The following is a 22,465-nucleotide window of genomic DNA, read 5'->3' as shown; positions in this document are numbered from 1 at the left end:
GCGACGTGAGCAGGCCGACTGCAAGCGAAGCGCTGGCCCCGTACCACCGCAAGCGCGACTTCAAGAAGACGCCCGAACCGCGCACGAGCGGCAAGTCGTCCGCCCAGGGCGCGCTGTCCTTCGTCGTGCAGAAGCACCATGCGAGCCGGCTGCACTATGACTTCCGACTCGAACTGGATGGCACGCTCAAGAGTTGGGCGGTGCCCAAGGGGCCCTGCCTCGACCCGACCGTCAAGCGCATGGCCGTGCACGTCGAAGACCATCCGATCTCGTATGCGAGCTTCGAGGGCACGATCCCGCCCAGGCAATACGGCGCGGGCACGGTCATCGTGTGGGATCGCGGCGAGTGGGCCGCCGAAGGCGATGCGCGCGCGGCCCTGGCCGAAGGCAAGCTGAAGTTCGAATTGCGCGGCGACAAGCTGCGCGGCCACTGGACGCTGGTGCGCATGCGCGGCAACGGCGAGAAGCAGGAGCCCTGGCTGCTGATCAAGGAGCGGGACGGCGAGGCGCGACCGCTGGCGGACTACGACATCGTCGAGGCCCTGCCCGACAGCGTGCTGAGCGGTCGGGATGTCGACGATCCTCCGCACATCACCTACGGCCGGGAGCCTGCACCCCAGAAAACCAAGGCGTCCACTGCCAGCAAGAAGGCGAGCGGGAAAGTCGCCGTCAAAAGCCCCGACACGCTCGGACGCAAGGCCGCGTTGCCCGCTTCGCTTTCGCCGCAACTCGCAACGCTGGCATCCGCGCCGCCGGCCGATCCTGACGCCTGGCTCTACGAACTCAAGTTCGATGGCTACCGACTGCTGACGCGCATCGACGGCAACAAGGTGCAGTGCATCACCCGCAATGGGCACGACTGGACCTCGAAGCTGCCAAAGCTCACGCAGGCGCTCGCCAGGCTGCCCACGCGCTCGGCATGGCTCGACGGCGAGATCGTCGTCGACGGCGAGAAGGGCGCGCCCGACTTCCAGGCGCTGCAGAACGCATTCGACAGCGGCGCGACCGCCTCTATCGTCTACTGGCTGTTCGATGTGCCCTTTCTCGACGGCCGCGATCTGCGCGACGTGCCGGTCGAGGCGCGTCGAGAGCAACTCGCCAAGCTGCTGGGCAGGAAGCCGCCCGCGTCGCTGCGCCTCAGCGAAGCCTTCGAGGCCTCGCCCCGCGACCTGCTCGCATCTTCGGGGCATCTCGGCTTCGAAGGCATCATCGGCAAGCTCAAGGGCTCGGGCTACGTGTCGCGCCGCTCGCCCAACTGGGTCAAGCTCAAGAACCAGCAGCGGCAGGAATTCGTGATCGGCGGGTACACCGCGCCCAAGGGCTCGCGCGCGGGCTTCGGCTCGCTGCTACTGGGCGTCTACGACGAGGACGGGGCGCTGCAGTACTGCGGCAACGTCGGCACGGGTTTCGATGCCAGCCGGTTGGCGGACATCAAGACCAGGCTCGACAGGCAACATGCCGACGACTGCCCCTTCGCCACCCGGCCCGCTGGTGTCAAGGCGCAATGGGTCAAGCCCGCGCTGGTGTGCGAAGTGTCTTTCGGCGAATGGACGCGCGAGGGGCGCATCCGTCATTCGGTCTTCCAGGGGCTGCGCGCCGACAAGCCGGCGCGCCAGATCCGCCGCGAGATGGCGAAGACGCCCAACCTCACGCCGGCGAGTGCTGCCGGCAAGGGAGCCACCAAGCCCATGACGCAACGCATCACCAACGCCGACCGCGTGATCGACGAGCAAAGCGGCACCACCAAGGGCGAGCTCGCCGCCTACTACGAGCAGGTGTCCGAGCTGATGCTGCCGCACCTCAAGGGCCGGCCCGTGTCGCTGGTGCGCGCGCCGGACGGTGTCGGCGGTGAACTGTTCTTCCAGAAGCACTTGAAGCTGAACGAACTCCCGGGCGTCAAGCTGCTCGATCCGGCGCTCGACCCCGGCCATGAACCGCTGCTGCAGATCGACACCGCCAAGGGGCTGCTGTCGGCCGCGCAGATGAACGTGATCGAACTCCACACCTGGAATGCGACTTCGAACGCCATCGGCAAGCCCGACCGCATGACCTTCGACCTCGACCCTGGCGAAGGCGTGCCCTGGGCGCGCATGCAGGATGCCGCGATGCTGGTGCAGACGCTGCTCACCGAACTCGGCCTGCCGGCTTTCCTCAAGACCAGCGGCGGCAAGGGCCTGCACGTGGTGGTGCCGATCCGGCGCCATTTCGAGTGGGACACGGTGAAGGGCTTCTCGCAGGCGGTGGTGCAGCACTTGGCCGACACCATTCCCGACCGCTTCGTCGCCAAGAGCGGGCCGCGCAACCGTGTCGGGAAGATCTTCGTCGACTACCTGCGCAACGGCTTCGGCGCGACCACGGTCAGCGCCTGGTCGGCACGCTCGCGCCCGGGCCTGGGCGTGTCGGTGCCGCTCGCCTGGGATGAACTTCCGACGCTGACGAGCGCATCGCAATGGACCGTCAGGAACATCGGGCGTCGCGCACCGACCGGCAATACGCCTTGGTCCGATATGGAGAAGAGCCGCAAGTCGATCGGCGCGGCGATGAAGATGCTGGGCTACACGGCGCCCTGAGGGCGCCGGGCCTCAGGCGGGAACGGGCAGCACTTCGTTGGTCGTCACCTCGAAGCGCTCCAGCGTGTTGACGCCGAACACCATCGTGATCGGCACATCGGCCGCGTCGCGCCCGCGCGCAATCACGACGCGGCCGACGCGCGGAGTGTTGTGGCGCGCATCGAAGGTGTGCCAGCGGTCGCCGAGGTAGACCTCGAACCACGCACTGAAATCCATCGGATAGGGCACCGGCGCGACGCCGATGTCGCCGAGGTAGCCCGTCACGTAGCGGGCGGGGATGTTCATGCAGCGGCAGAGCGTGATCGCGAGGTGCGTGAAGTCGCGGCAGACGCCGACCCGCTCCCGATAGCCGCCCAGCGCCGTGCGCGTGGCCCGCGCGGCCTGGTAGTCGAAGCGAAGGTGCCCGTGCACGAAGTCGCAGATCGCCTGTACACGCTGCCAACCGGGCGGAACGCCGCCGAACGTCGCCCATGCGAGCTGCAACAGCTCGCTATCGACTTCGCAATAGCGGCTCGGCAGAAGGAACTGGAGCGTTTCGACCGGCAGGTTGGCAGGCGCGTGCTCGATGGCCGTCGGCGTGACCGGATCGGGCCATCCAGTGTCGAACACAACGGCTTCGTTGCTCAAGTGCACCTTGCTCACGCCAAAAGGCACTTCCACTCGCGCGCAATGGTTGCTGAAGGCATCGGTGTAGTGATCGGTTCGCAGCGGCGGACTGATCGTCATTTTTTCACCCGCCTGGATATCCGCCGCGCGCGACGGATGCACACGCAGCATGTAGATCAGCGCCGTGGGCGCCGTGACGCCGAGTTCGATCTCGAAACCGATTTTGATGAGCATGGTTCGCTGACGTTGAGGGAGGTGAAAGGAAGATCAAGCATGTTTGGTGCCCGCGGCGGCTGCGATTGATCCTAGTCATACACGCCTGCGCGGGACGTCGACGATCGCGCGAAGCGGCGTAGTCCATATTCAACGGGAATGCGCGTCGGTGCGGTCCTACCGCGCGCGCCCGCCCGCGCCGACACACGGCAGCGAGCCGTCACTACGGAGCCAGGTGCCGACGGCTCCTAAGCTTGGCAGTCGGCCCGCAGCATGCGAAACCGATCTCCCACCAACCCCGCAAGCCTGGAGAAACCATGGAGCTGTCCTCGTTGTTTGGCCTGTTCGGTGAATCCTGGATCGACGAATTCCTCATCTGGGCCGTGGCGTCGGCGGCCGCCGTCGTTGCCGTGGTGGCCGTGGTGAATGCGCTGAACATGATTTTCGAAACGGAAGCGGGCTGACTCACTTGCGGCGCCCCGACGCGCCGCGTCTCGACAGAAACCGAAGGATCCCGATGACGCAACAGAACAAGGCGGCCGCAGGTCGTCGCCCGGCCAAGGCTGGCGACGCCAGCAGTGCCAAGCAGGAACAACTGGCCGCCTTCACCGCCGACAACACCCCGCAGCTCACCACCAACCAGGGCCTTCAGGTACCGGACAACCACAATTCGCTCCGCGCGGGCATGCGCGGGCCGACGCTGCTCGAGGATTTCATCCTTCGCGAGAAGATCACGCACTTCGACCACGAGCGCATTCCCGAACGGGCGGTGCATGCCAGGGGATCGGCGGCGCACGGGTACTTCGAGGTCTACAAGTCGATGTCGCAGTTCACCTGTGCCGAGTTCCTGCAGGATCCGGCGGTGAAGACGCCCGTTTTCGTGCGCTTCTCGACCGTGGCCGGTTCGCGGGGATCGGCCGACACGGTGCGCGACGTGCGGGGCTTTGCCGTCAAGTTCTATACCCAGCAGGGCAACTACGACCTGGTGGGCAACAACATCCCCGTGTTCTTCATCCAGGACGCGATCAAGTTCCCGGACCTCATCCACGCGGTCAAGCCAGAGCCGCACAACGAGATGCCGCAGGCCGCGAGCGCGCACGACACCTTCTGGGACTTCGCCTCGCTGATGCCGGAGACCACCCACATGCTGATGTGGGCCATGTCGGACCGCGCCATTCCGCGCAGCCTGCGCATGATGGAAGGCTTCGGCGTCCACACCTTCCGCTTCGTCAATGCGCGCGGCGAGAGCCATTTCGTGAAGTTCCACTGGAAGCCCAAGCTCGGCATCCACGGTCTGGCCTGGGACGAGGCACAGAAGATCGCAGGCAAGGATGCCGATTTCCACCGCCGCGACCTGTGGGAAGCCATCGAGAACGGCAACTTTCCCGAGTGGGAACTCGGCGTGCAGATGGTGCCGCAGGACAAGGAGCACGCCTTCGGCTTCGACCTGCTCGACCCCACCAAGCTCATTCCGGAAGAGATGGTGCCGGTGCAGCGCATCGGGCGGATGGTGCTCAACCGCAATCCGAATAACTTCTTCGCCGAGACGGAGCAGGTGGCCTTCCATCCGGGCCATGTCGTGCCGGGCATCGACTTCACGAACGACCCGCTGCTGCAGGGGCGTCTGTTCTCGTACACCGACACGCAGATCTCCCGCCTCGGCGGCGCCAACTTCCATGAGTTGCCGATCAACAAGGGCGTGTGCCCCTTTCACAACTTCCAGCGCGACGGCATGCACCGCCAGACCATCGCGCGCGGGCAGGTGGCCTATGAACCGCACTCGCTGATCGACGGCAAGGAATTCAGGATCGACGGCGGCAGCGGCGGCTTCCAGTCATTCCCCGAGGCGCTGGAGCCGCCCAAGGTGCGGCGGCGCAGCCCGTCCTTCGACGATCACTTCACGCAGGCGCGGCTGTTCTTCAACAGCCAGAGCGCCGCGGAGAAGGAGCACATCATCGCGGCCTTCCGTTTCGAGCTGTCGAAGGTCGAGGTGCCGGCCGTGCGCCAGCGCATGGTGGACAACCTGGCCCACGTCGACGAAAAGCTCGCGCGCCGCGTGGCGGAACCGCTGGGCATCAGTGCGCCCGATGCCAAGGCCGCGGCCGGCCGCGCAGGCTTCCGCGACCATCGCTTCACGATGCCGATCGACGAATCGCGCGCGCTCAGCATGGCGGGCACCGGCGACGGCTCGATCAAGACGCGCAAGGTGGCGATCCTGGTGGCCGACGGCATCGATTCGGCCTCGCTCAAGCCCATTCGCGAAGCCGTCGAACAGGCCGGCGCGCAATGCAAGGTGGTCGGCCCGCGGCTGGGCACGATCGCGAGCGCCTCCAAGCGGCAACTCGATGTGGATGCCACCTTCGTCAACATGCCTTCGGTGATGTTCGATGCGGTGCTCGTGCCGGCAGGCGCACAAGGGGTCGACGCGATGGCACGCAACGGCGATGCGGTGCACTTCGTGCTGGAAGCCTACAAGCACTGCAAGGCGATCTGCACGGTGGGCGAAGGCGTGCAGCTGCTCTCGTCGCTCGGCATCGGACCCGACGCGAAGGCCGCGCCCGCCGGCGTGGTGGTAGCGGCGACACCGGTGACGAACCTCGGCGACGACACGGCAGCCACGAAGATCGCGCACGATTTCATTGCGGCGATCGCGAAGCACCGGCACTGGGACCGCGCCAACGTGGAGGGCGTTCCGGCGTAGGCGCCGGCGCCCGGTCAGCGTCCGGGGTGCGCGCGCGAGGACCAGCGTGAGCGCGCGAGCGCGACCAGCTCGATCGCGCCCCACAGCAAGGCGATTCCGACACCCCTGAACGGGTGGTTGGGCGAGTGAGGGGAGGTGCGAGGCATGGTCTCGCCACCCTAGCGGGCATGTATGACGGCTTGATGGCACGGTATGCGGCTATCCTGCTGGCACTCCCCGTCCCTCCCAGACCCCGTGTGACTCCCTCCGATCTGCCCGAACTGGTCGAGCTGCAGAGGCTCTCCGAACTCGCCGGCGTCCACATGTCGCGGCGCGTCCTGTGCGAGGTGATGGCGGGCGATCGGCGCTTTCCCGTGGAGACTTTCATCCTGGGCAGTGCGAGCCCGCTCGCGCCGGCCGTCGGGTTCTTCGGCGGCGTGCATGGCCTCGAGCGCATCGGTGCCGAAGTGACGATCGCCTACCTGCGCAGTCTCGTGATGCGCCTGCAGTGGGACGACACGCTGCACCGCCTGCTGGAGACGGTGCGATTGGTCTTCATGCCCCTCGTCAACCCGGGCGGGCTGTGGCGCGGCACGCGCGCCAATCCGAACGGGGTCGACCTCATGCGCAATGCGCCGGTGGATTCCGTCGAGCGCGTGCCCTATCTCATCGGCGGCCAGCGCATCAGCGCGGCGCTGCCTTGGTATCGCGGAGCGCAGGGCGCGCCGATGGAGAGCGAGAGCGCAGCGCTGTGCGAACTGGTCGAAGCGGAGCTGACAGCGCGGCCCTTCAGCATCGCGGTGGATTGCCACTCCGGCTTCGGGCTTACCGACCGGATCTGGTTTCCCTTTGCGCACACCTCGCGTCCGATCACCCACCTGCCCGAGATGCATGCGTTCTGCGACATCGTCGATGGCTCGCTGCTCCACCATCGCTATGTGCTCGAGCCGCAAAGCCGCCAGTACATGGCGCACGGCGACCTGTGGGACCACCTCTACCTGCGTGCCTGCGACACCAAGCCCGGCTCGGTGTTCCTGCCGCTCACGCTGGAGATGGGTTCATGGCTGTGGGTCAAGAAGAATCCACGACAGATCTTTTCGCGTCACGGCATCTTCAATCCGATGATCGCGCATCGGCAGCAGCGTGTGCTGCGGCGCCATGTCGCATGGCTGGACGTCATCACGCGGGCGGCGTGCAGTCATGAGCGCTGGGTCCCGACAGGCACCGAAAGGGATCGGCATCGACAGCAGGCGCTGGTTCGCTGGTACGGAGGAACGGCCCGATGAGTACATGGGTCCTGTTGCGCGGACTCACGCGCGAGAGTGGTCACTGGGGTGAGTTTCCGGACATGCTGCGCGCGTGCATGCCCGGCGCGCGCATCCTGACGCTCGACCTGCCCGGGAACGGACGGCTGAACCACGCACAAAGCCCCGCGAGCATCGAGGCGACGATGGAAAGCTGCAGGCTGCAGCTCGCGGCGGATCGTCGTTCGCCGCCCTTCCACCTGCTCGCGATGTCGCTGGGCGCGATGGTGGCGGTGGAGTGGGCCCACGGCTACCCCGAGGAATTGGCAGGGTGCGTGCTGATCAACACGAGCCTGCGTCCCTTCAGCCCGTGGTACCGGCGCCTGCGCCCGTCCAACTACGCGTCGCTGCTCCGGGTCGTGGCCGGCTTCGGGACGAAGCGCCAGCGCGAGCAGACGATCTTGCGGCTGACGACTCGGCACCCGCAGAACGAAGCGCGGGTGATCGACGAGTGGACGGCCCTGCGCGAAGCGCGCCCGGTGTCAGGTGCCAATGCACTTCGGCAATTGCTGGCGGCCGCGCGCTATCGTGCGCCGGCCATGGCGCCGCCCGTGCCGCTTCTGGTGTTGTCGAGTCGTCACGATGGCCTCGTGAACGCGCAGTGCTCACGCCGACTCGCCCGGCAATGGAAGACGGCCATCCTGGAACATCCGACGGCCGGCCATGACCTGCCGCTCGACGATGGTCCGTGGGTCGTCCGGCAGGTCGCGCGGTGGGCCGGGTCGGCGTCGCGCAGACCGATCACTTCCGGCCATCCGCCGGACGCAGCACCTTTCCCTTGAGCGTGACCGGCTTGCCGATCGGCGGGGCGGTGCTGGTTTCCACCGTACGCAACGAGCCGTCCTGCATGCGCACGCTCACCTCGTAGGCCGTCACCGTGTGCGTGCGCTTTTCGATCTCGTTGCCTGCGAAGCCGCCGCCCACCGCGCCGAGCAATGTCGCCGCGGTACGCCCGTTGCCATGCCCGATCTGGTTGCCGACCACGCCACCGACGACGCCTCCGGCGACCGCGCCGACACCCGACGTCGGCACCGTGTGCTGCACGGTGCGGACTGACTCGACGTGGCCGCAGACGGAGCACACGCGTGCGGGCGCCGGAGCAGGAGCTGGTGCCCGGCCTGACTGCGCGACCTTCGGCGACAGGGTTTCAGGCGCCCTGACCGGTGGTGGCAACGGCGTGGCGGGCTCCGCCGCGCTGCTCACAGGGGGCGGAGCAGGCATGGCCGCTTGAGGCGCAACCGTCTTGAAGTCATCCGGCGCTGGTGCCTGCACTGCGGGTGCTGCCGCGATGGCTGCGGGTTCGGGCGCGCTGCTGCGGCCCTGCTGGTGGAGCAACACGCCGCCGAGCGCGGCCACGGCCACCGCGAGCGCGCCGATGGCCGTCCACAGCACCTTGGGCGACGACGAGTGCTTCGGCACGGGTTCGACCGAAGAGCGGTCGAGCGAAGTCGAGTTCATGAGGATCCCCTTTCATCCCCGTTGCGGGAAACAGCGGGGCCAGGGACCAGCATCGCCATCGATCGGCCGCTGTCAATGCGCCGTGGTCCTACAAAGGCTCAGGTGTCCCACGCGACCAGGCGTCGAGGCGAGTCCCACAAGAGCTTCCGACCTACCATGACCCATGGGCGGTACGCAATCGGCCAAGGGTCCAGGAGGGTCGCCTGTCGGGTTCGTATGATGCAGACGGCGGCAACGGGGCCGCGGGATCCAGCGAATCGAACATGACACTTGCAGACGATGGGGCTTCCGGTCACGAAGATGCAGAGCGTCCTGTTGTCCGGGTGGTCGATGACGACGGCACGTTCCGACGCGCGGTTTGCGACCAGCTCATGACCGCCGGTCACCGGGTCCGGGACTACGGCTCGATCAGCCAACTGCTGCACGAAGGCATCGGCGACGAGCCCGGCTGCCTGATCCTCGATCTCCACATGCCCGGGCCGGACTGGCTCGACCTGCAGGATGTCGTCACGCGCAGCGTCGAACCGCTCCCTGTCATCGTCGTCACCGCCAAGGCCAGCGCGCACGACACCTTGCGCGCCATGAAGGCCGGAGCGGCCGACTTCTTCCTCAAGCCGGTCGACCGGGAGACGCTCGTCGGCGCGGTAAGAAACGCCTTGGCGCACCACCTTGCCCGTCGGCGGACGCTCCGGCAGATCGCGGCGCTGAAGGCGCGCTACGCCACCCTCACCCCGCGCGAGCGGCAGGTCGCGGCCATGGTCGTGGCGGGCGCCTACAACAGGGAGATCGGCGCGGCCCTCGGCACTGCAGAGCGGACGGTGAAGCTGCACCGGGCGAACGCGATGGACAAGATGGGCGCGCGATCCTTGCCCGATCTCGTGCGCGCTTTCAGCGAGCTCGATGTCGGCCCGCGCGATGGCGCGACATGCGGTTGAAAGAGAGATGGATCTCGGTCACGGTGGACCGGTGCGGGGACACGGTGCAGATGACCGTGCGCGCCCACGGCATCGGCATTGCCGCGGAGGACCACGAGCGCGTCTTCGAGCAGTTCGAGCGCACTGACAAAGCCCCGGATGGGCAGAGTGCGAATGTGTCCTACATCGCGCAGGCGGCAAGCGGTTCGATACTCTGGACCTTTGCACCGGGGAGATTTGCAAGTGCACGTTCTGATCGTCGACGACAACGAGGCTGCGGCGGATCTGCTGCAGGAACTCCTCGTGCTGCAGGACCACACGGCGCGCTGTACCTACACCGGTCAGCAGGCCCTGGATGTTGCTGCCAGCGAAGTCTTCGATGCCGCGCTCGTGGACCTCACGCTGCCGGACTTCCCGGGGACCGAAGTCGCGCGGCAACTGCGTGCGAGCGCACGGGGCGAGGCGCCGCTGCTGGTGGCGATCTCGGGCTACTCGGCCGAGGAAGCGGATGGCGCGGCCGGACTGTTCGACCATCATCTGCAGAAGCCGATCGACTTCGATGTGCTCGACCGCATCCTGACGCGGGCGGCCGCCGGATGAAGGCTTCACCCGGCGCGCGCAGCTGGATGGCCGCCGGCGTGCGGCACGAACTGCTGACGCGCGCGCTTCCGGCGTTGCGGCACGAGATGACGGCGCCCGTGTCGGTCATCCGCATGGGCATCCTGCTGCTGAAGCGCCAGATGACTGCCGCCGCTTCCCCTGACGCGACGGCGTGGGCTGAACGGGTCGCCCTGATCGAGGAGCAGGTCACGGCGCTCGCCAATGGCGTGCGCTCGCTGCGCGATTGGGAACTCGCCACGCACGACGACGGCATCACGCGCAGCGAACTCGTCGCCCAGTGCACGGCGTTGATGCGCGTGGCTTTCGACCTGCACAGCATCGCGCTCCGCGTCGGCGAAGACCTTTCGCCCGAGGATGGCGAGCCGCGCTTTTCCTCGGGGGCGGCCTTGCGTTACATGGTGCTCGGCGCGCTGAGCTATCTGCACGACAGCGTGCCGCATGTCGGCGCGATCGACGTCGAGTCGGAAGGCGCCGATGCCCTGCGCTTCTCGGCGACGGTCGGCGATTCGACCGAGGCCGACCCCGTCGCCGGCGCGCACCGGGCGCCGCGTGCGCTGGCAATCGATGCCATCGCGCTGCAATCGCTGGCCGACGGATTGGGGTATGAGGTGTCGGTCACACCCGACGCCGTGCGCCTCTCTCTCGGAACCGCCCAGGCACCCGCCTGAGGCCGCGTTCGCGGATCTCGCGAACCTCACGCATCTCCCTGTTTCCTTTTGTTTGACTGGTGGAATTTTCTCCGCCATGGAGAGCTGTTTCCGGAATCAGTTCCGGATCGGCCTCGTATATCCGGGGAACGGTATTCCTGAGAATCCCCGCAGGCGTCGAGACGCCTGATTCAGGGGGCGGGGAAGAACAAAGGAGGCCCCCTGAATCTTCCTACAAGAAACCCAGGGAGCTTTAGTTGAACAGGATCTATCGGATCGTCCGCAATGCCGCGGGCAAATGGATTGTCACGTCCGAATTGACGAGGACCGGCCGTGCGTCGAGTGGCGGCTCATGTGCGAAGCACGTGCTTTCGGCCGGAATCGGCATGGCCGCCTTCTTCGGTGCGATCGATGTCGCGCAGGCGAGTTGCAGCGGGGTCAGTCCCATCGTCTGCTCCGGCGACATCACGACGGGGGGTGCGGTGCACGGCGTGCACGAGCTCACGGCAGGAGCGGACAACAGTGACATCAAGGTCAACGACGACGCCAGAATCGCCACCTCGGGCGATGCTGCGCATGCCGTCTACGGGCAGGCCACGGGCACAGGCAACGTCCGCATCGATGCCGCCGGCGATTTCAGGACCGGCGGGACCGGCAGCCATGCCATCAACGCCGAAGCAACGACGGGCAGCGTGTCCGTCATCAACAAGGGCCATGTCACCACGACCGGCGCCGGTGCGTACGGAATCATCGCGAACTCGACGGACGGTGCCATCGGCATCGTCAACACGGGCAATGTGCACGTCGAAGGATCGGGCAGCGGCGGCATCTTCGCCGCAACGAAGGGCGGAGCGATCACGATCGAGTCCACCGGCACCATCAATGCGAATGGCAGCGATGCGGGCGAAGGGCCGCACGGCATCTTCGCGAAAGTCGAAGGCGGTCCTGCTGGTGGCAGCATCGGCATCAAGGCCAGTGGGACCCTCGTGACGAAGGGCTACGACAGCAGTGCCCTGCGCGGCTCCATGTACGGCAGCACCAGCGCGGGCGACGTGGCGATCGACTACGGCGGCCCCGGCATCGAGACCAGCGGCGACTGGTCGCGCGCCGTCATGGGCAAGAGCGACGGCACGGGTTCGATCCGCATCGACACGCGCGGCAGCGGCTTCATCCGCACCCAGGGCGACAACGCCTACGCCGTGGGGGGCGACCACGCGGGAAGCGGCAATGTGGACATCAGCAACAGCATGACCCTCGAGACCACGGGCGCGGCTGCCAGCGGCATCGTTGCCTATGCGGCGGCAGGCGACATCTCGATCGACAACAGCGGCGATATCGCCACCCGCGGTGCAGGGAGTGACGCCATCGGCGCAAAGGCCCCCGCCGGGGACGTCGCCGTCGCCCACAGCGGCCGGATCACCACGCACGGCGACGGCAGCACGGGCATTCATGCAGAGGGACAGCGAAGCGTCGCTGTGATCGCGGCAGGGGCGATCAGCGCGGGTGGAGACGCGGCCCATGCGGTGGCAGTCAAGTCCGCCGGCACGCAGGCCGTGACCGTGGAGGCGGCCGGCGAACTGGACGGCGGTCGGGCCGGAGGATCGGCGATCTCCTTGCAAAGCCTCACCGACGCCGCGACGCCTGTCGCGACGGTGTCCAACGCCGGCCGCATCGGTGCGCTGAGCGACCGGGTCATCGCCACCGATTTCATCGAGGGGTCCACCCTGGCGATTCGCAATGAGGCAGGCGGCGAGATCACCGGCTTCATGACGCTTGGAAATGGTGCCAACACCCTGGACAACGCCGGCACCTGGAACCTGCGCAGCCTGGCGGACAGCACCGGCAGTGGCGTACGCGACACACTGCGCGTGGCGGTGACCGACTTCGGCAGCGGCGATCGCAATACCGTCGAGAACAGCGGCACGCTCGCCCTCCTGGGCGGCACGGCCGGCATCGTCGATCCGGCGGACCTGTACAACACGGGGCGTGCGGCCAACACGCTGGCTTCCAACGGCGCGGTGCAAGGCCACCTCCTGGGGGTCAGCCGCTTCACCAACAGCGGCGTCATCGACCTGGGCCGCAATGGCGCCGTGGGCGACGTGTTGCTCATCTCCGGCGGACGCGTCGCGGGGACGCCCGGCAGCGGCACCTACGTGTCGGGCGGCACCCTGAAGGTCGATACCGTCCTCAACGAAGGCGGCGCCAACAGCCAGAGCGACATGTTCGTGGTCGACCGCACGAGCGTGGGGACCGCAGCGACGGGAATCCAGGTGAACAACGTGGGCGGCAAGGGGGCAGTGACGCAGGGCAGGGGTATCGAGGTCGTGCGCGTGCTGGAGCACACCTACTCGGCCGACGGGGCGTTCGCCCTCGACGGCCGGGTGGTTGCCGGCGCTCACGAATACTTCCTCTACAAGAGCGACGGGGATGGCAGCTGGTACCTGCGCAACACGGTGGACAAGCCATCGCCGGAAGACGAAGCCGAGCTGAAAGTGGGCGAAGCCGTCGTCTCCGACGGAGGCACCGGCACGAGCGAGAGTCCGAGCGCAAGCGTTGCGGGCGGCGCCGCGAGCCCGTTGTACCGTCCTGAAGTGGGGGCCTACCTGGCCAACCAGTCCGCGGCGACGGGCATGTTCGTGCACACCTTGCACGATCGCCTGGGCGAGCTCGACTTTGCCGAGAGCGGCCGCGCGGGCAACGACAAGCCCATGGCCGGCTGGGCGCGCCTCCAGGGCCGCAAGGTCGACAGCGAGGCCGGCGACAACCAACTCGACCTGAGCACCCGGAGCTGGATGCTGCAAGGCGGGTTCGAACTGGGGCGCTGGAACTCGGGCGACAACCGCCTCAACGCGGGCCTGATGCTCGGCACCGGCAGCGCCACGACGGACGTCGATTCGAAGCTCACGGGCTACAGCGCCACCGGCCGCGTGGACGGCAACAGCGTCGGCGTGTACGGCACCTGGTACGCCGATGCGTCCAGGCCCACCGGCCTGTACGTCGACGGCTGGGCCCAGTACGGCCGATATCACAACGAGGTCCAGGGAGAAGGGCTGGTGCGCGAGAAATACACGTCGAGCACGCGGTCTGCGTCCATCGAAGCCGGCTATGCGTTCGAAGTCGGCAACGACGGGCGGCGCGTCGTCTATCTCGAGCCGCAGGTGCAGGCGATCTACACCGGTTACCGTGCCGACAGCCACGTCGAGGCCAACGGGACGGTGGTCCAGGCCGATGAGGCCGGAGGCTTCACGAGCCGTGTGGGCGCGCGCCTGTACGGTCGTTCCCTCGACACGCGGAAGTTCGTGATTCAGCCCTTCGTGGCGGTCAACTGGTGGCACGCCGACAAGGGCAACGCGGTGTGGTTCAACGACATCAGGATGGCGCAGGACCTGCCGAAGGACCGCTACGAGTTCAAGCTCGGCGCCCAGCTTGATTTCGGCAATGGCTGGACCGGCTGGGGCCAGGTCGGCCTGCAGACCGGTAGCAACTACCGGAACCTGGAAGGGCTCGTTGGCGCCAAGTACGTCTGGTGAGTGCCGCCCCGCCTGGCGCGTGGGCGGGGCTTTCCGGCGTTCCCTACGGCGACGGGCGCCCTGAGCGGCGCCGGCGCCACTCCGCCAATGGCCGATGCCGGGGCATCGACATCGCCGCCGTGGTGGCTGCAACGGGCCGGTCCTCGCATTCGGCCATCATGCGGATGCTCTGCGCCACGCGCCCTGTCATCTTCTCGTTCAGGTGATTCCAGCCTCTGTACATCGGCACCACGACCAGCCAGCCGATGCCAATCACCCCTCCGAGCGCGCCCATGTACTGCCAGTGCATCGGTTCCATCTGCCCCGTCCTTCCTCGCGCCGTGCGTTCGCCATTCAAAGAAGCGGCATCCTAGCAACGGGCGACCTTCCGCGCGGCTCTGGCACCTACGACTAAGGTACAGGTTGATACATGTCTGAATCTTTTTCGCGACATTTTCCGCGCCTGAGCCGGGCGCATGTCGCTCGGATGGGACACATCGACCACCGCGGCCGTCTATTCCTCAGGCCAGCACCGCGATGCGCCGGGTCGACAGCAGCGCCCGCAGCTTGGCCGGCGCGACCGGCTTGGTGAGCAGCATCACGCCCCCCTGGCGCAAGCGCTGCAGGACCTCGGGGCCGGTGGCGCCCGAAACCAGCACGGCCAGCGCGTCGGGCTGGAGACGGCGAGTGGCGTCGATGACTTCCATGCCGTCGTCGTCGCCGTCCAGTTGCAGGTCGCACAGCACCACGTCGAAATGCGCGCCGGGCTCCTCCAGCCGGACGAGCGCCGCCGCGCGGCTGGAGGCGCATTCGACCTGGCAGCCCCATTGCTCGAGCAGGTTGCGGCTGCCATGCAGGATGGCCGGATCGTCGTCCACCACCAGGCAGCGTACGCCGGCCAGCGGCGCCGACGCCACCGGCTCCGGCGCGGGGGGGTCCACTTCGCGCGGGTTGGCCGCCGGCAATTCGAGCGCGAAGGTGCTGCCGGCCTGAAGCGCCGAGCGCAGCGTGATCCGCGTACCGAGCAAGGCGGCGATCCGCGCGCAGATTGCGAGGCCGAGGCCGAAGCCCTGGCGGCGGTCGCGCTCGGTATTCGCGACCTGGTAGAACTCTTCGAAGATGCGCGCCTGGTGGATCGGCGCGATGCCGACCCCGTTGTCGCGCACTTCGATGCGGATGGCGCCGCCGCGTCGGCGCGCGGCCACCAGCACCGTGCCATCGAGCGGGGTGTGGCGGATCGCATTGCTGACCAGGTTGCCGATGATGCGCTGCAACAGCGCCGCGTCGCTGCGAATCGCCAGGCCCCGGTCCTCCCACAGCAGGCGCACGCGTGCGGCGGTGGCCGGCGCGGCGTGCTGTGCGTCGAGCTGGTCGAAGATCGTCGCCAGCGACACGCCGGCGATCGTGGGCGTCAGCACCTGCGCATCGAGCCGCGAGATTTCCAGCAGGTCGTCGAGCAGCAGGGTCATGAAGCCCGTGGCTTCCTGCAGCCGCAGCACGGCGGGGCGCTGCGCGGAGGTGGCCGTCGGCAGCAGTCCGTCAATGAAAAGGCCCATCGCATGCAGCGGCTGGCGCAGGTCGTGACTCGCCGCCGCGAGAAAGCGCGCGCGGGACAAGGCGGCCTGCTCGGCCTCGGCCATGCGCTGCAGGGCGACGGCGGTCGCTTCGCGCACCCGCTCTTCGCTAATCTGCTGGTTGCGCTGCAGGCGTTCGGCCAGGCGATTGATGTCATGCGCGAGGTTGGCGAGTTCGTGCTGGGCGCGCCGTGCGCCCAGTTCGGCGTCGCCGTCGTCCCGGTCCGGCGTGACCACGTTGCAGCGCGCGTCGAACTGGCCCGCCTGCAGCGCCGCCACGGCGCGCGAGATGCGGCGCAGCGGCTGGGCGACGGCGCGCGCCGTGTGGCGGACCCAGGCCCACGCGATCAGCAGCGCGATCATGGCGATGCCGATGCCCGCCATCAGCGAGCGCGTGCGCTCACGGTCGTAGGCCGTGGTGTCGCGGAAGGTCTGCACCAGGCCGATCGGCGTCTCGCCCGCGGCGGTCGAACCGGGCGGCGCAAAGGCTGTCGCGCGCGAGGCTTCGCGCAGCGTGACCGGGGCGGTGAACATGCGAAGCTGCGCGAGCGGCGCCGTCTTCGGGCCGGCCGTCACGTAGACGCCGGCGCTGTTGCTGATCTCGACGCGCGTGACCTGCCCGCCCCTCAGCGCGGCATTGGCGACGTTCTGCAGCGCGGGCACGTCGCCGGCATAGAGGCTCAGGTCGGACATCGCCGCGACCTGGCGGGCAACGGCCCGGCCTTCGGCGTCGAAGGCGGCTTCGAGCGTGTCGAGCCGGCTGTTCGTGAACCATCCGGTGAGCGCGATCGCCACCGCCGCGCATGGCACCACGCCGAGGCGGAACAGGTCGCGCTGCAGGCTTCCCTCGACCACGAGGGCGCGATCGTCGGTGGCCGGCGGATCGGTGGGCCGCGCCGCGGGAGCGGGTGCGATCAGGCGGTGAGCGGGTGCGGTCATGGGGTTCTGCGCGGCGGTCATCGGATGGCGGTGACCCGTTCCGTGAGTTCGCGCTCTTCCGGCAGGCGCATGCCCAGGCCGCGCGCGACCGTGGGATTGACGCGAACGGTGGCCGGCGTGGCGGCTTCGACCAGCACGCCGCACGTCCCGGTACTGGATGCCAGCTTCAGCCCCATCAGGCGCGCCTGCTGGGCCAGCTGTGCCGGGGTGGAGACTGCCGCCGCGAGCCCGCCGGAGCGCACCAGCCCTTCGCTCGTGCCGAACACCGGCAGGCCGGCGCTGGCGCCTGCGCGCAACACAGCCAGGGTCGCGGGCTGGCTGTCGCCGATCAGGTCGGGGAGCACCATCAGCGCGTCGCTGCGCGGGACGAGCTGCCGCAGCACCGAGGCCAGCGCCTTCGCATCGGGTGCGTACTCGATCTGCAGGTTCCAGCCGTTCGCGGCGCGCTGGAGTTCGCGCACCATGGGCTCCGATTCGGCGGTCGCCACCACGCCCAGCCGGCGTTTCTGCGGCATCACGGCATCGATCAGCGTCAGCTGGTCGGCCATGGACGGCTCGCGCAGGAGCACGCCGATCCAGCGGTCCGGCCGCCGCAGGGCGGGGTTGTCCTTGAGGCTCTCGTAGTCGAGCCGGCTCAGCATCGCGAGGATCAGCGGATCCTGCCCCGGGCGCTCGATGGCGGTCCGTGCGGCATTGACGCCGACCGCCATGGTGATCGGGACGTCCGCCGGCGCGGGCGGGCGGGCACCGCGCGAGCGAGCGCCGATGGCCGGATGGTCTTCTTCGAGGTTTTCGCCGGCCGGCCGGCCGGCGGCAACGTTGATCAGTTCGAGACGGCTGCCCACCTCCTGCGTCTCCCGCAACTGGCGTACGAATTCCGCGTGGGGGGCGGTGTCGTCCGCCATGAGTACCGTGATCACCGCCGCCGCCCCGCTGGTCACGGGCACCACCGCGCATGCGCAGGCGATGGCCGCAATGGCGCATCGCATTCCGAGCGGCTGGTGAAATCGATTCGCAAACATGGACTGCATCCGCAGTAGGTGATGGAGCCAATGTACGGACGGGGCTCTTTCGGCGCGATAAGGCAGAGGGCTTATGTCGGTACACAGGCGGTCGGCTTCTGGCGGGGGAAGGCCCGGCGCCGCAGCCTGTCGGCCTATGTCAGACGTCGTATCCCTACATCGCCGGCTCGCGGGCGGCCGCCAACTGCGCCTGGATCGCCTGCCGAAGCACTCTCGGCGAGACCGGCTTGTAAAGCACCGACACCCCGGCGCTCGCCACTTCGCGGAGGCGGTCGGGCTTGGTCTCCCCGGTCACGAGCAGGCGCGCGGTGCCGGGCCCGATGCCGTTCGGATGCCGCTCGAGCGCGGCGAGCACGTCGAGGCCGTTGTCGCCGCCCTGCAGCAGCAGGTCGCTGACGACCACGTCCGGCGGGCGACTCCAGGCGTCGGCGAGGGCCAGGGCCTCGCTGCGCGTCTGCGCCGCCATCACCTCGGCGCCCCAGTTCGAGAGCACGACCTGCAGCCCTTCGAGGATGGTGCGCTCGTCGTCGATCACCAGTACCCGGACGTTGCGCAGTCCGGCGTCGTCGTCGGCCGCTGTGCCCGGCGTGGGCAGGGGTGGCGGCGTCAGCCCGATCACGGGCTCCGTGCCGCGCACCATCACGCGCACGCAGGTCCCCTCGTGGAGCCGCGAAATGAGGTCGACCCGCGTGTTCAGCAGCGCCGCCAGCCGTTGCACCGTCGCCAGCCCGAGGCCCATGCCGCGGACGGTGCGGCCACCCGCGTGGCCGTGCGGCTCGACCTGGTAGAACTCCTCGAAGACCCGTGCCTGGTGATGGGCCGCGATGCCGACGCCGGTGTCCCAGACGTCGATGCGGATGCCCTTGCCGCGTCGCCGGGCGCCGACCAGCACGCCGCCTTCGACGGTGTGGCGCAGCGAGTTCGACACCAGGTTGTTCAGGATGCGCGACAGCATCACGTAGTCGCAGCGCACCCACGCGTCGGTCTTGCGCACCACCAGGCGCAGGTTCTGCTGCTCTGCCACGGCGCGGAAGTTGCGGCTGATCTCGTCGAAAAGGGTGTCGAGCGCGAAATCTGCCCAATGCGGCTGCAGCACGCCCGCGTCGAGTTGCGAGAGGTTGAGCAGCTCGGTGAACAACCGGTCCAGCGATTCGACGCACTCCCGGATGTGGCCGATGCGCTGGAGGCGCGCCGGATCGGTCTCGCCGTTGGCCAGGCCGTCGGAGAACAGCGTGAGCGCATGCAGGGGCTGTCGCAGGTCATGGCTGGCAGCGGCCAGGAGCCGGGTCTTGGCCTGGCTCGCGACCTCGAGCTGCTGGTTCTTGCTGGCCAGTTCCGCCGTCGCGTGGACGATGCGGCTTTCCAGCTGGTTGCGGCTTTCCGTCAGCGCCCGTGCGGCCTGGTTGAACCCGTCCTGCAGGCGACGCACCTCGGCCGTGCCCTGGATCTCGACCTGGGCATCCTCGCCGGCGCCCAGGCGATCGACGGCCTCGCCGAGCGCGCGGATGGGCGCGCTGATGCGCCGCGCCGCCCACCACCCGGCCAGCCCGACACCCACGAGACTGGCGACCAGGACCAGCACCACGTTGAGCCAGACCGCCTTCTTGGCGTTGCCCACGGCGTCGAGACTCATCTCCACCATCACCTTGCCCGCGTGCTTGCCGTCGTCGCCGATGATCGGCGCCACCACTTGCAGCCCTTCGCCGCGCTGCCGGTCGTTGGTTTCGGAGTTGGCGACGATCTCGCCGTCCTCCGACCAGATCTGCACCTGCTGCACGTGCGGCTGGTAACTGCCGGATTGGGCGGTGCGCTGCAGCGCCCGGCGGTCCATGTGCTGGATCTGGGACTGCGCCACCGTCGCCACCTGGAGCGCCACGGTCTGCGCGTTGGCGCGCATGAGCTCTGTGACGTTGGCCAGATGCTGTTGCGTGAGCACGGCGATCGCGCCCAGGGTGGCGACGGTCGCCGGCAACAGGGCCAGCAGGACGAGCTGTTGCGCCAGCGTGGGATGCACCAGCAGGCGGAGAGAGCGAAAGGACCAGCTCATGAGCGGGAAACGACGCGTCGGCGGATCCGCCGCTCCGTTACCGACCAAAGTACATGGGTAGAGAAAAACGACACGACGAAGGTTGAAGTTGGTTTCTAATTGTGTTCTCGACAGTACACGTTTGACCAGCCCGGGAAATCGGACCCTCTGGCCGATGCGTTTCCAAAGGATGCAGGCTTCTGTCCATCGCGCTTCAGGCGCTTCCCAAGTTCCCCTCATGATCCAGCCCTGGCGTTGGCGGGTGATGGCGCGGCGCGCCGGTGCGCTGCTGCTGCGCGGCGCGCTGGCGATGGTCCTCGGTTGCCAGCTCGCCGCCACGGCGCAGACCGCCGGTCCCGGGAGCACGGTCGGCGCCGGTACGCTGCGCTTCGGCATTCTTCCGCTGGGTGGCGCTTTCGAATCGCGCAACGACTGGGAGCCGCTGCTCGCGGACATGAGCCGCGCCCTCGGGCGCCCGGTCACCATGCTGTCGGTCACGTCCTATGACGCGCTCGAGCAGGCGATCCAGCGCGACCAGGTCGACATGGCCTTCCTGTCCGGCAAGATGGCCCTCGATGCCGTGACCCTGCGCCGCATGATCGTGGTGGCGCAGGTCACGCGCCACGACGGGCTGCCGGGCTACCGCGCCCTGCTGTTGGCGCGCAAGACGGGGCCGTACACCTCCCTGAAGGGCCTGCTCGCCGAGCCGGAAAACTGGCGCCTCGCGCGCGGCGAGAGCCGTTCGGTGTCGGGCTTCATCGTGCCGCAGTTGCAGCTTTTCCTGCCCAACCACATTGCGATGGAGACGCGGTTCCGCAGCGAGATCATCGGCACGCACCAGGCGACTGCGTTGGCCGTCGCCAACGGCGAGGCGGATGTGGCGACCAACAACACCGCCGACTTCGAACGCTTCAAGCTCCAGTTCCCGGCCGAGGCGGATCGCCTGCAGGTCATCTGGGAGTCCGAACTGATCCCGCATGCGCAGATCGTCATGCGACAGGACTACGGCCCGGCGTTCCAGAAGCAGGTCCAGGGCTTTCTCGTCGAGTACGCGCGAGGCCGGGGACCGCGCGGCGATTCCGAGCGTGCCGTGCTGAAATCACTGCATGACCTGGCCGGCTTCGTCGCCGCCGACAACAGTTCGCTGATGCCGGCGGCCAAGCTGGCCTACCAGCTGGCGCGGCAGAGCGCGATGACCTCGCAATGGGTGAACGAAGCCGCACGTCAGGCCCGCCTGCAGCGCATCGAGACGACCTATGCCGAGCAGCAGTCGGTGCTGCGCGAAGTCAGGCCTTGAAGTCATGGTGAGGCGGCGGTTGCTCGCGCTCGCGGGCCATTGCGCGGTGACGGGGGCGCTGGGCTGGCACGTCGCCGCACATGCACAGGCCGGACGCGCCACCGCGCCGACCCCGCTGCGCTTCGGCGTGTTGCCAATCGGCGGCGCAGTCGAGTCGCGCGACAAGTGGGCGCCACTGTTGGCCGACCTGGGTCGCGAGTTGCGTCATCCTGTGACGGCGCTTTCCGTGACCAACTACGAATCCCTCGAGCAGGCCATCCAGCGCAATGAGGTCGACCTGGCCCTGCTGTCCGCCAAGATGGCGCTCGACGCCGTGTCCAGGCAGCGGATGCGCGTGCTGGCACAGGTCAAGCGCCATTCCGGCGAGCCTGACCATCGGGCCATTCTTCTCGTGCGCAAGACCGGCCCGATCGACAGCCTCGATGCCTTGCTTTCCAGGCCGGAGCGATGGCGCCTGGCTCGCGGCGACAGCCGCTCGGTGTCGGGCTACATCCTGCCGCAAGTGCAGCTCTTCCTTCCCAACCGCATCGAGATGGAAACGCGGTTCCACAGCGAAATCATCGGCACCCATCAGACCACGGCGCTGGCGGTGGCGAATGGCGATGCGGATGTGGCCACCAACAACACCACCGACTTCGACCGGTTCAGGCAGCAGTTTCCGGCCGAAGCGGAACGCCTGCAGGTCATATGGCAGTCCGCGCCCACGCCACCGGCTCAAATGGTGGTGCGGCACGGGCTTTCGCCCGCCGTCCAGAAGAAGGTCCAGGTCTTCCTGGTGCGCTACGGCCAGGGTGCGGGTTCGCGCGCCGATAGCGAGCGCGACACATTGAAGACCTTGCGTGCGGGCCTGGGTTATGTTGCCGCCACCAACGAGGCGTTGCTGCCGGCCGCCCATCTCGAATACCAGTTGGCCCGTCAGAGCGCCCTGAACGCACGGTGGGTGAATGAAGCCGCGCGGGAGGCGCGACTGCAGCGGATCGAGAGTCTTTATGCAAAACAGGTTGCTGCGCTGCGCAATGAGGCGCGATGATCCACTCGCAAACCTGCCGGCGGGTTCGAAGGCAAACGCCCTACACCTTTGATTC

Annotated in this window: 18 protein-coding genes and 1 pseudogene; 12 read left to right on the top strand and 7 right to left on the bottom strand. The window is 68.0% G+C overall.

Features of this window, described 5'->3' with window-relative positions; all coding sequences use genetic code 11:
- Positions 1-5: 5 nt before the first annotated feature.
- Positions 6-2,570 (top strand): DNA ligase D, encoded by a 2,565-nt coding sequence (ligD, locus tag AC1D3B_RS18490; RefSeq protein ID WP_478192114.1) that lies wholly within the window; start codon positions 6-8, stop codon positions 2,568-2,570.
- Between the two features lie 12 nt (positions 2,571-2,582).
- On the opposite strand, the gene AC1D3B_RS18485 is transcribed toward ligD, so the two are convergent.
- A complete protein-coding gene (locus AC1D3B_RS18485) occupies positions 2,583-3,410 on the bottom strand; it encodes a transglutaminase-like domain-containing protein (protein WP_478192113.1) in 828 nt (275 codons plus the stop codon).
- A gap of 296 nt (positions 3,411-3,706) precedes the next feature.
- On the opposite strand from AC1D3B_RS18485, the gene AC1D3B_RS18480 reads away from it, so the two are divergent.
- Both AC1D3B_RS18480 and katE read left to right on the top strand, forming a co-directional pair.
- Positions 3,707-3,853 carry a hypothetical protein gene (locus tag AC1D3B_RS18480; protein WP_478192112.1) on the top strand — a complete coding sequence of 49 codons (147 nt, stop codon included), beginning with the start codon at positions 3,707-3,709 and terminating at the stop codon, positions 3,851-3,853.
- A gap of 53 nt (positions 3,854-3,906) precedes the next feature.
- A complete protein-coding gene (gene katE, locus AC1D3B_RS18475) occupies positions 3,907-6,090 on the top strand; it encodes a catalase HPII (RefSeq protein WP_478192111.1) in 2,184 nt (727 codons plus the stop codon).
- A gap of 14 nt (positions 6,091-6,104) precedes the next feature.
- Here katE and AC1D3B_RS18470 read toward each other — a convergent pair whose 3' ends face one another.
- Positions 6,105-6,236, bottom strand: coding sequence for a hypothetical protein (locus tag AC1D3B_RS18470; protein WP_478192110.1), 132 nt, complete (start codon positions 6,234-6,236; stop codon positions 6,105-6,107).
- 90 nt (positions 6,237-6,326) lie between these two features.
- Between AC1D3B_RS18470 and AC1D3B_RS18465 the strand changes: the two genes are divergently transcribed.
- Positions 6,327-7,355 carry a M14 family zinc carboxypeptidase gene (locus AC1D3B_RS18465; protein ID WP_478192109.1) on the top strand — a complete coding sequence of 343 codons (1,029 nt, stop codon included), beginning with the start codon at positions 6,327-6,329 and terminating at the stop codon, positions 7,353-7,355.
- Positions 7,352-8,155 (top strand): alpha/beta fold hydrolase, encoded by an 804-nt coding sequence (locus tag AC1D3B_RS18460; RefSeq protein WP_478192108.1) that lies wholly within the window; start codon positions 7,352-7,354, stop codon positions 8,153-8,155. Before AC1D3B_RS18465 ends, AC1D3B_RS18460 begins: the two co-directional genes overlap by 4 nt.
- Here AC1D3B_RS18460 and AC1D3B_RS18455 read toward each other — a convergent pair.
- Entirely contained in the window at positions 8,115-8,831 is a 717-nt protein-coding gene (locus tag AC1D3B_RS18455; RefSeq protein WP_478192107.1) for an outer membrane lipoprotein, read from the bottom strand. The genes AC1D3B_RS18460 and AC1D3B_RS18455 overlap by 41 nt on opposite strands.
- A gap of 263 nt (positions 8,832-9,094) precedes the next feature.
- On the opposite strand from AC1D3B_RS18455, the gene AC1D3B_RS18450 reads away from it, so the two are divergent.
- The 5 genes and pseudogenes from AC1D3B_RS18450 (at position 9,095) to AC1D3B_RS18430 (ending at position 14,543) form a co-directional block, all read left to right on the top strand.
- Positions 9,095-9,766, top strand: coding sequence for a response regulator transcription factor (locus AC1D3B_RS18450; protein WP_478192106.1), 672 nt, complete (start codon positions 9,095-9,097; stop codon positions 9,764-9,766).
- 222 nt (positions 9,767-9,988) lie between these two features.
- Positions 9,989-10,345 carry a response regulator gene (locus tag AC1D3B_RS18445; RefSeq protein WP_478192105.1) on the top strand — a complete coding sequence of 119 codons (357 nt, stop codon included), beginning with the start codon at positions 9,989-9,991 and terminating at the stop codon, positions 10,343-10,345.
- The gene (locus AC1D3B_RS18440; protein WP_478192104.1) at positions 10,342-11,034 is read left to right on the top strand and encodes a hypothetical protein; all 693 of its coding nucleotides are present in this window, start codon (positions 10,342-10,344) and stop codon (positions 11,032-11,034) included. The genes AC1D3B_RS18445 and AC1D3B_RS18440 overlap by 4 nt, the downstream gene beginning before the upstream one ends.
- Positions 11,035-11,270: 236 nt before the next feature.
- A pseudogene (locus AC1D3B_RS18435) lies at positions 11,271-11,399 on the top strand (ESPR-type extended signal peptide-containing protein); the annotation flags it as partial.
- Positions 11,400-14,543, top strand: a complete 3,144-nt coding sequence (locus tag AC1D3B_RS18430) for an autotransporter family protein (protein ID WP_478192244.1) — start codon at positions 11,400-11,402, stop codon at positions 14,541-14,543.
- 43 nt (positions 14,544-14,586) lie between these two features.
- On the opposite strand, the gene AC1D3B_RS18425 is transcribed toward AC1D3B_RS18430, so the two are convergent.
- The 4 genes from AC1D3B_RS18425 to AC1D3B_RS18410 form a co-directional block, all read right to left on the bottom strand.
- Positions 14,587-14,841 carry a hypothetical protein gene (locus AC1D3B_RS18425; RefSeq protein WP_478192103.1) on the bottom strand — a complete coding sequence of 85 codons (255 nt, stop codon included), beginning with the start codon at positions 14,839-14,841 and terminating at the stop codon, positions 14,587-14,589.
- A 202-nt stretch (positions 14,842-15,043) separates the two neighbouring features.
- Positions 15,044-17,035, bottom strand: coding sequence for an ATP-binding response regulator (locus tag AC1D3B_RS18420; RefSeq protein WP_478192102.1), 1,992 nt, complete (start codon positions 17,033-17,035; stop codon positions 15,044-15,046).
- 17 nt (positions 17,036-17,052) lie between these two features.
- Positions 17,053-18,057, bottom strand: coding sequence for an ABC transporter substrate-binding protein (locus AC1D3B_RS18415; protein ID WP_478192101.1), 1,005 nt, complete (start codon positions 18,055-18,057; stop codon positions 17,053-17,055).
- Positions 18,058-18,211: 154 nt separating this feature from the next.
- Positions 18,212-20,104 (bottom strand): ATP-binding response regulator, encoded by a 1,893-nt coding sequence (locus AC1D3B_RS18410; RefSeq protein ID WP_478192100.1) that lies wholly within the window; start codon positions 20,102-20,104, stop codon positions 18,212-18,214.
- A gap of 244 nt (positions 20,105-20,348) precedes the next feature.
- On the opposite strand from AC1D3B_RS18410, the gene phnD reads away from it, so the two are divergent.
- Together phnD and AC1D3B_RS18400 are read left to right on the top strand one after the other, a co-directional pair.
- On the top strand, positions 20,349-21,380 hold the full coding sequence (gene phnD / locus AC1D3B_RS18405) for a phosphate/phosphite/phosphonate ABC transporter substrate-binding protein (RefSeq protein ID WP_478192243.1): 1,032 nt from the start codon (positions 20,349-20,351) through the stop codon (positions 21,378-21,380).
- Positions 21,340-22,410, top strand: a complete 1,071-nt coding sequence (locus AC1D3B_RS18400) for a phosphate/phosphite/phosphonate ABC transporter substrate-binding protein (protein ID WP_478192099.1) — start codon at positions 21,340-21,342, stop codon at positions 22,408-22,410. The genes phnD and AC1D3B_RS18400 overlap by 41 nt, the downstream gene beginning before the upstream one ends.
- Positions 22,411-22,465: the final 55 nt, after the last annotated feature.

It is taken from the genome of Variovorax sp. P5_A3 (assembly GCF_056400665.1).
The sequence above is the reverse complement of the archived record's forward strand: the minus strand, read 5'-3'. Positions and strand labels throughout refer to the sequence as shown.

Bases quoted from the DNA above. Each gene is read 5' to 3' on its own strand.
- phnD (WP_478192243.1), top strand. From the start codon at position 20,349: ATGGCGCGGCGCGCCGGTGCGCTGCTGCTGCGCGGCGCGCTGGCGATG.
- katE (WP_478192111.1), top strand. From the start codon at position 3,907: ATGACGCAACAGAACAAGGCGGCCGCAGGTCGTCGCCCGGCCAAGGCT.
- AC1D3B_RS18415 (WP_478192101.1), bottom strand. From the start codon at position 18,057: ATGTTTGCGAATCGATTTCACCAGCCGCTCGGAATGCGATGCGCCATT.
- AC1D3B_RS18400 (WP_478192099.1), top strand. From the start codon at position 21,340: ATGCCGAGCAGCAGTCGGTGCTGCGCGAAGTCAGGCCTTGAAGTCATG.
- AC1D3B_RS18420 (WP_478192102.1), bottom strand. From the start codon at position 17,035: ATGACCGCACCCGCTCACCGCCTGATCGCACCCGCTCCCGCGGCGCGG.
- AC1D3B_RS18460 (WP_478192108.1), top strand. From the start codon at position 7,352: ATGAGTACATGGGTCCTGTTGCGCGGACTCACGCGCGAGAGTGGTCAC.
- AC1D3B_RS18425 (WP_478192103.1), bottom strand. From the start codon at position 14,841: ATGGAACCGATGCACTGGCAGTACATGGGCGCGCTCGGAGGGGTGATT.
- AC1D3B_RS18440 (WP_478192104.1), top strand. From the start codon at position 10,342: ATGAAGGCTTCACCCGGCGCGCGCAGCTGGATGGCCGCCGGCGTGCGG.
- AC1D3B_RS18455 (WP_478192107.1), bottom strand. From the start codon at position 8,831: ATGAACTCGACTTCGCTCGACCGCTCTTCGGTCGAACCCGTGCCGAAG.
- AC1D3B_RS18430 (WP_478192244.1), top strand. From the start codon at position 11,400: ATGGCCGCCTTCTTCGGTGCGATCGATGTCGCGCAGGCGAGTTGCAGC.
- AC1D3B_RS18485 (WP_478192113.1), bottom strand. From the start codon at position 3,410: ATGCTCATCAAAATCGGTTTCGAGATCGAACTCGGCGTCACGGCGCCC.
- AC1D3B_RS18410 (WP_478192100.1), bottom strand. From the start codon at position 20,104: ATGAGCTGGTCCTTTCGCTCTCTCCGCCTGCTGGTGCATCCCACGCTG.
- AC1D3B_RS18470 (WP_478192110.1), bottom strand. From the start codon at position 6,236: ATGCCTCGCACCTCCCCTCACTCGCCCAACCACCCGTTCAGGGGTGTC.
- AC1D3B_RS18480 (WP_478192112.1), top strand. From the start codon at position 3,707: ATGGAGCTGTCCTCGTTGTTTGGCCTGTTCGGTGAATCCTGGATCGAC.
- AC1D3B_RS18450 (WP_478192106.1), top strand. From the start codon at position 9,095: ATGACACTTGCAGACGATGGGGCTTCCGGTCACGAAGATGCAGAGCGT.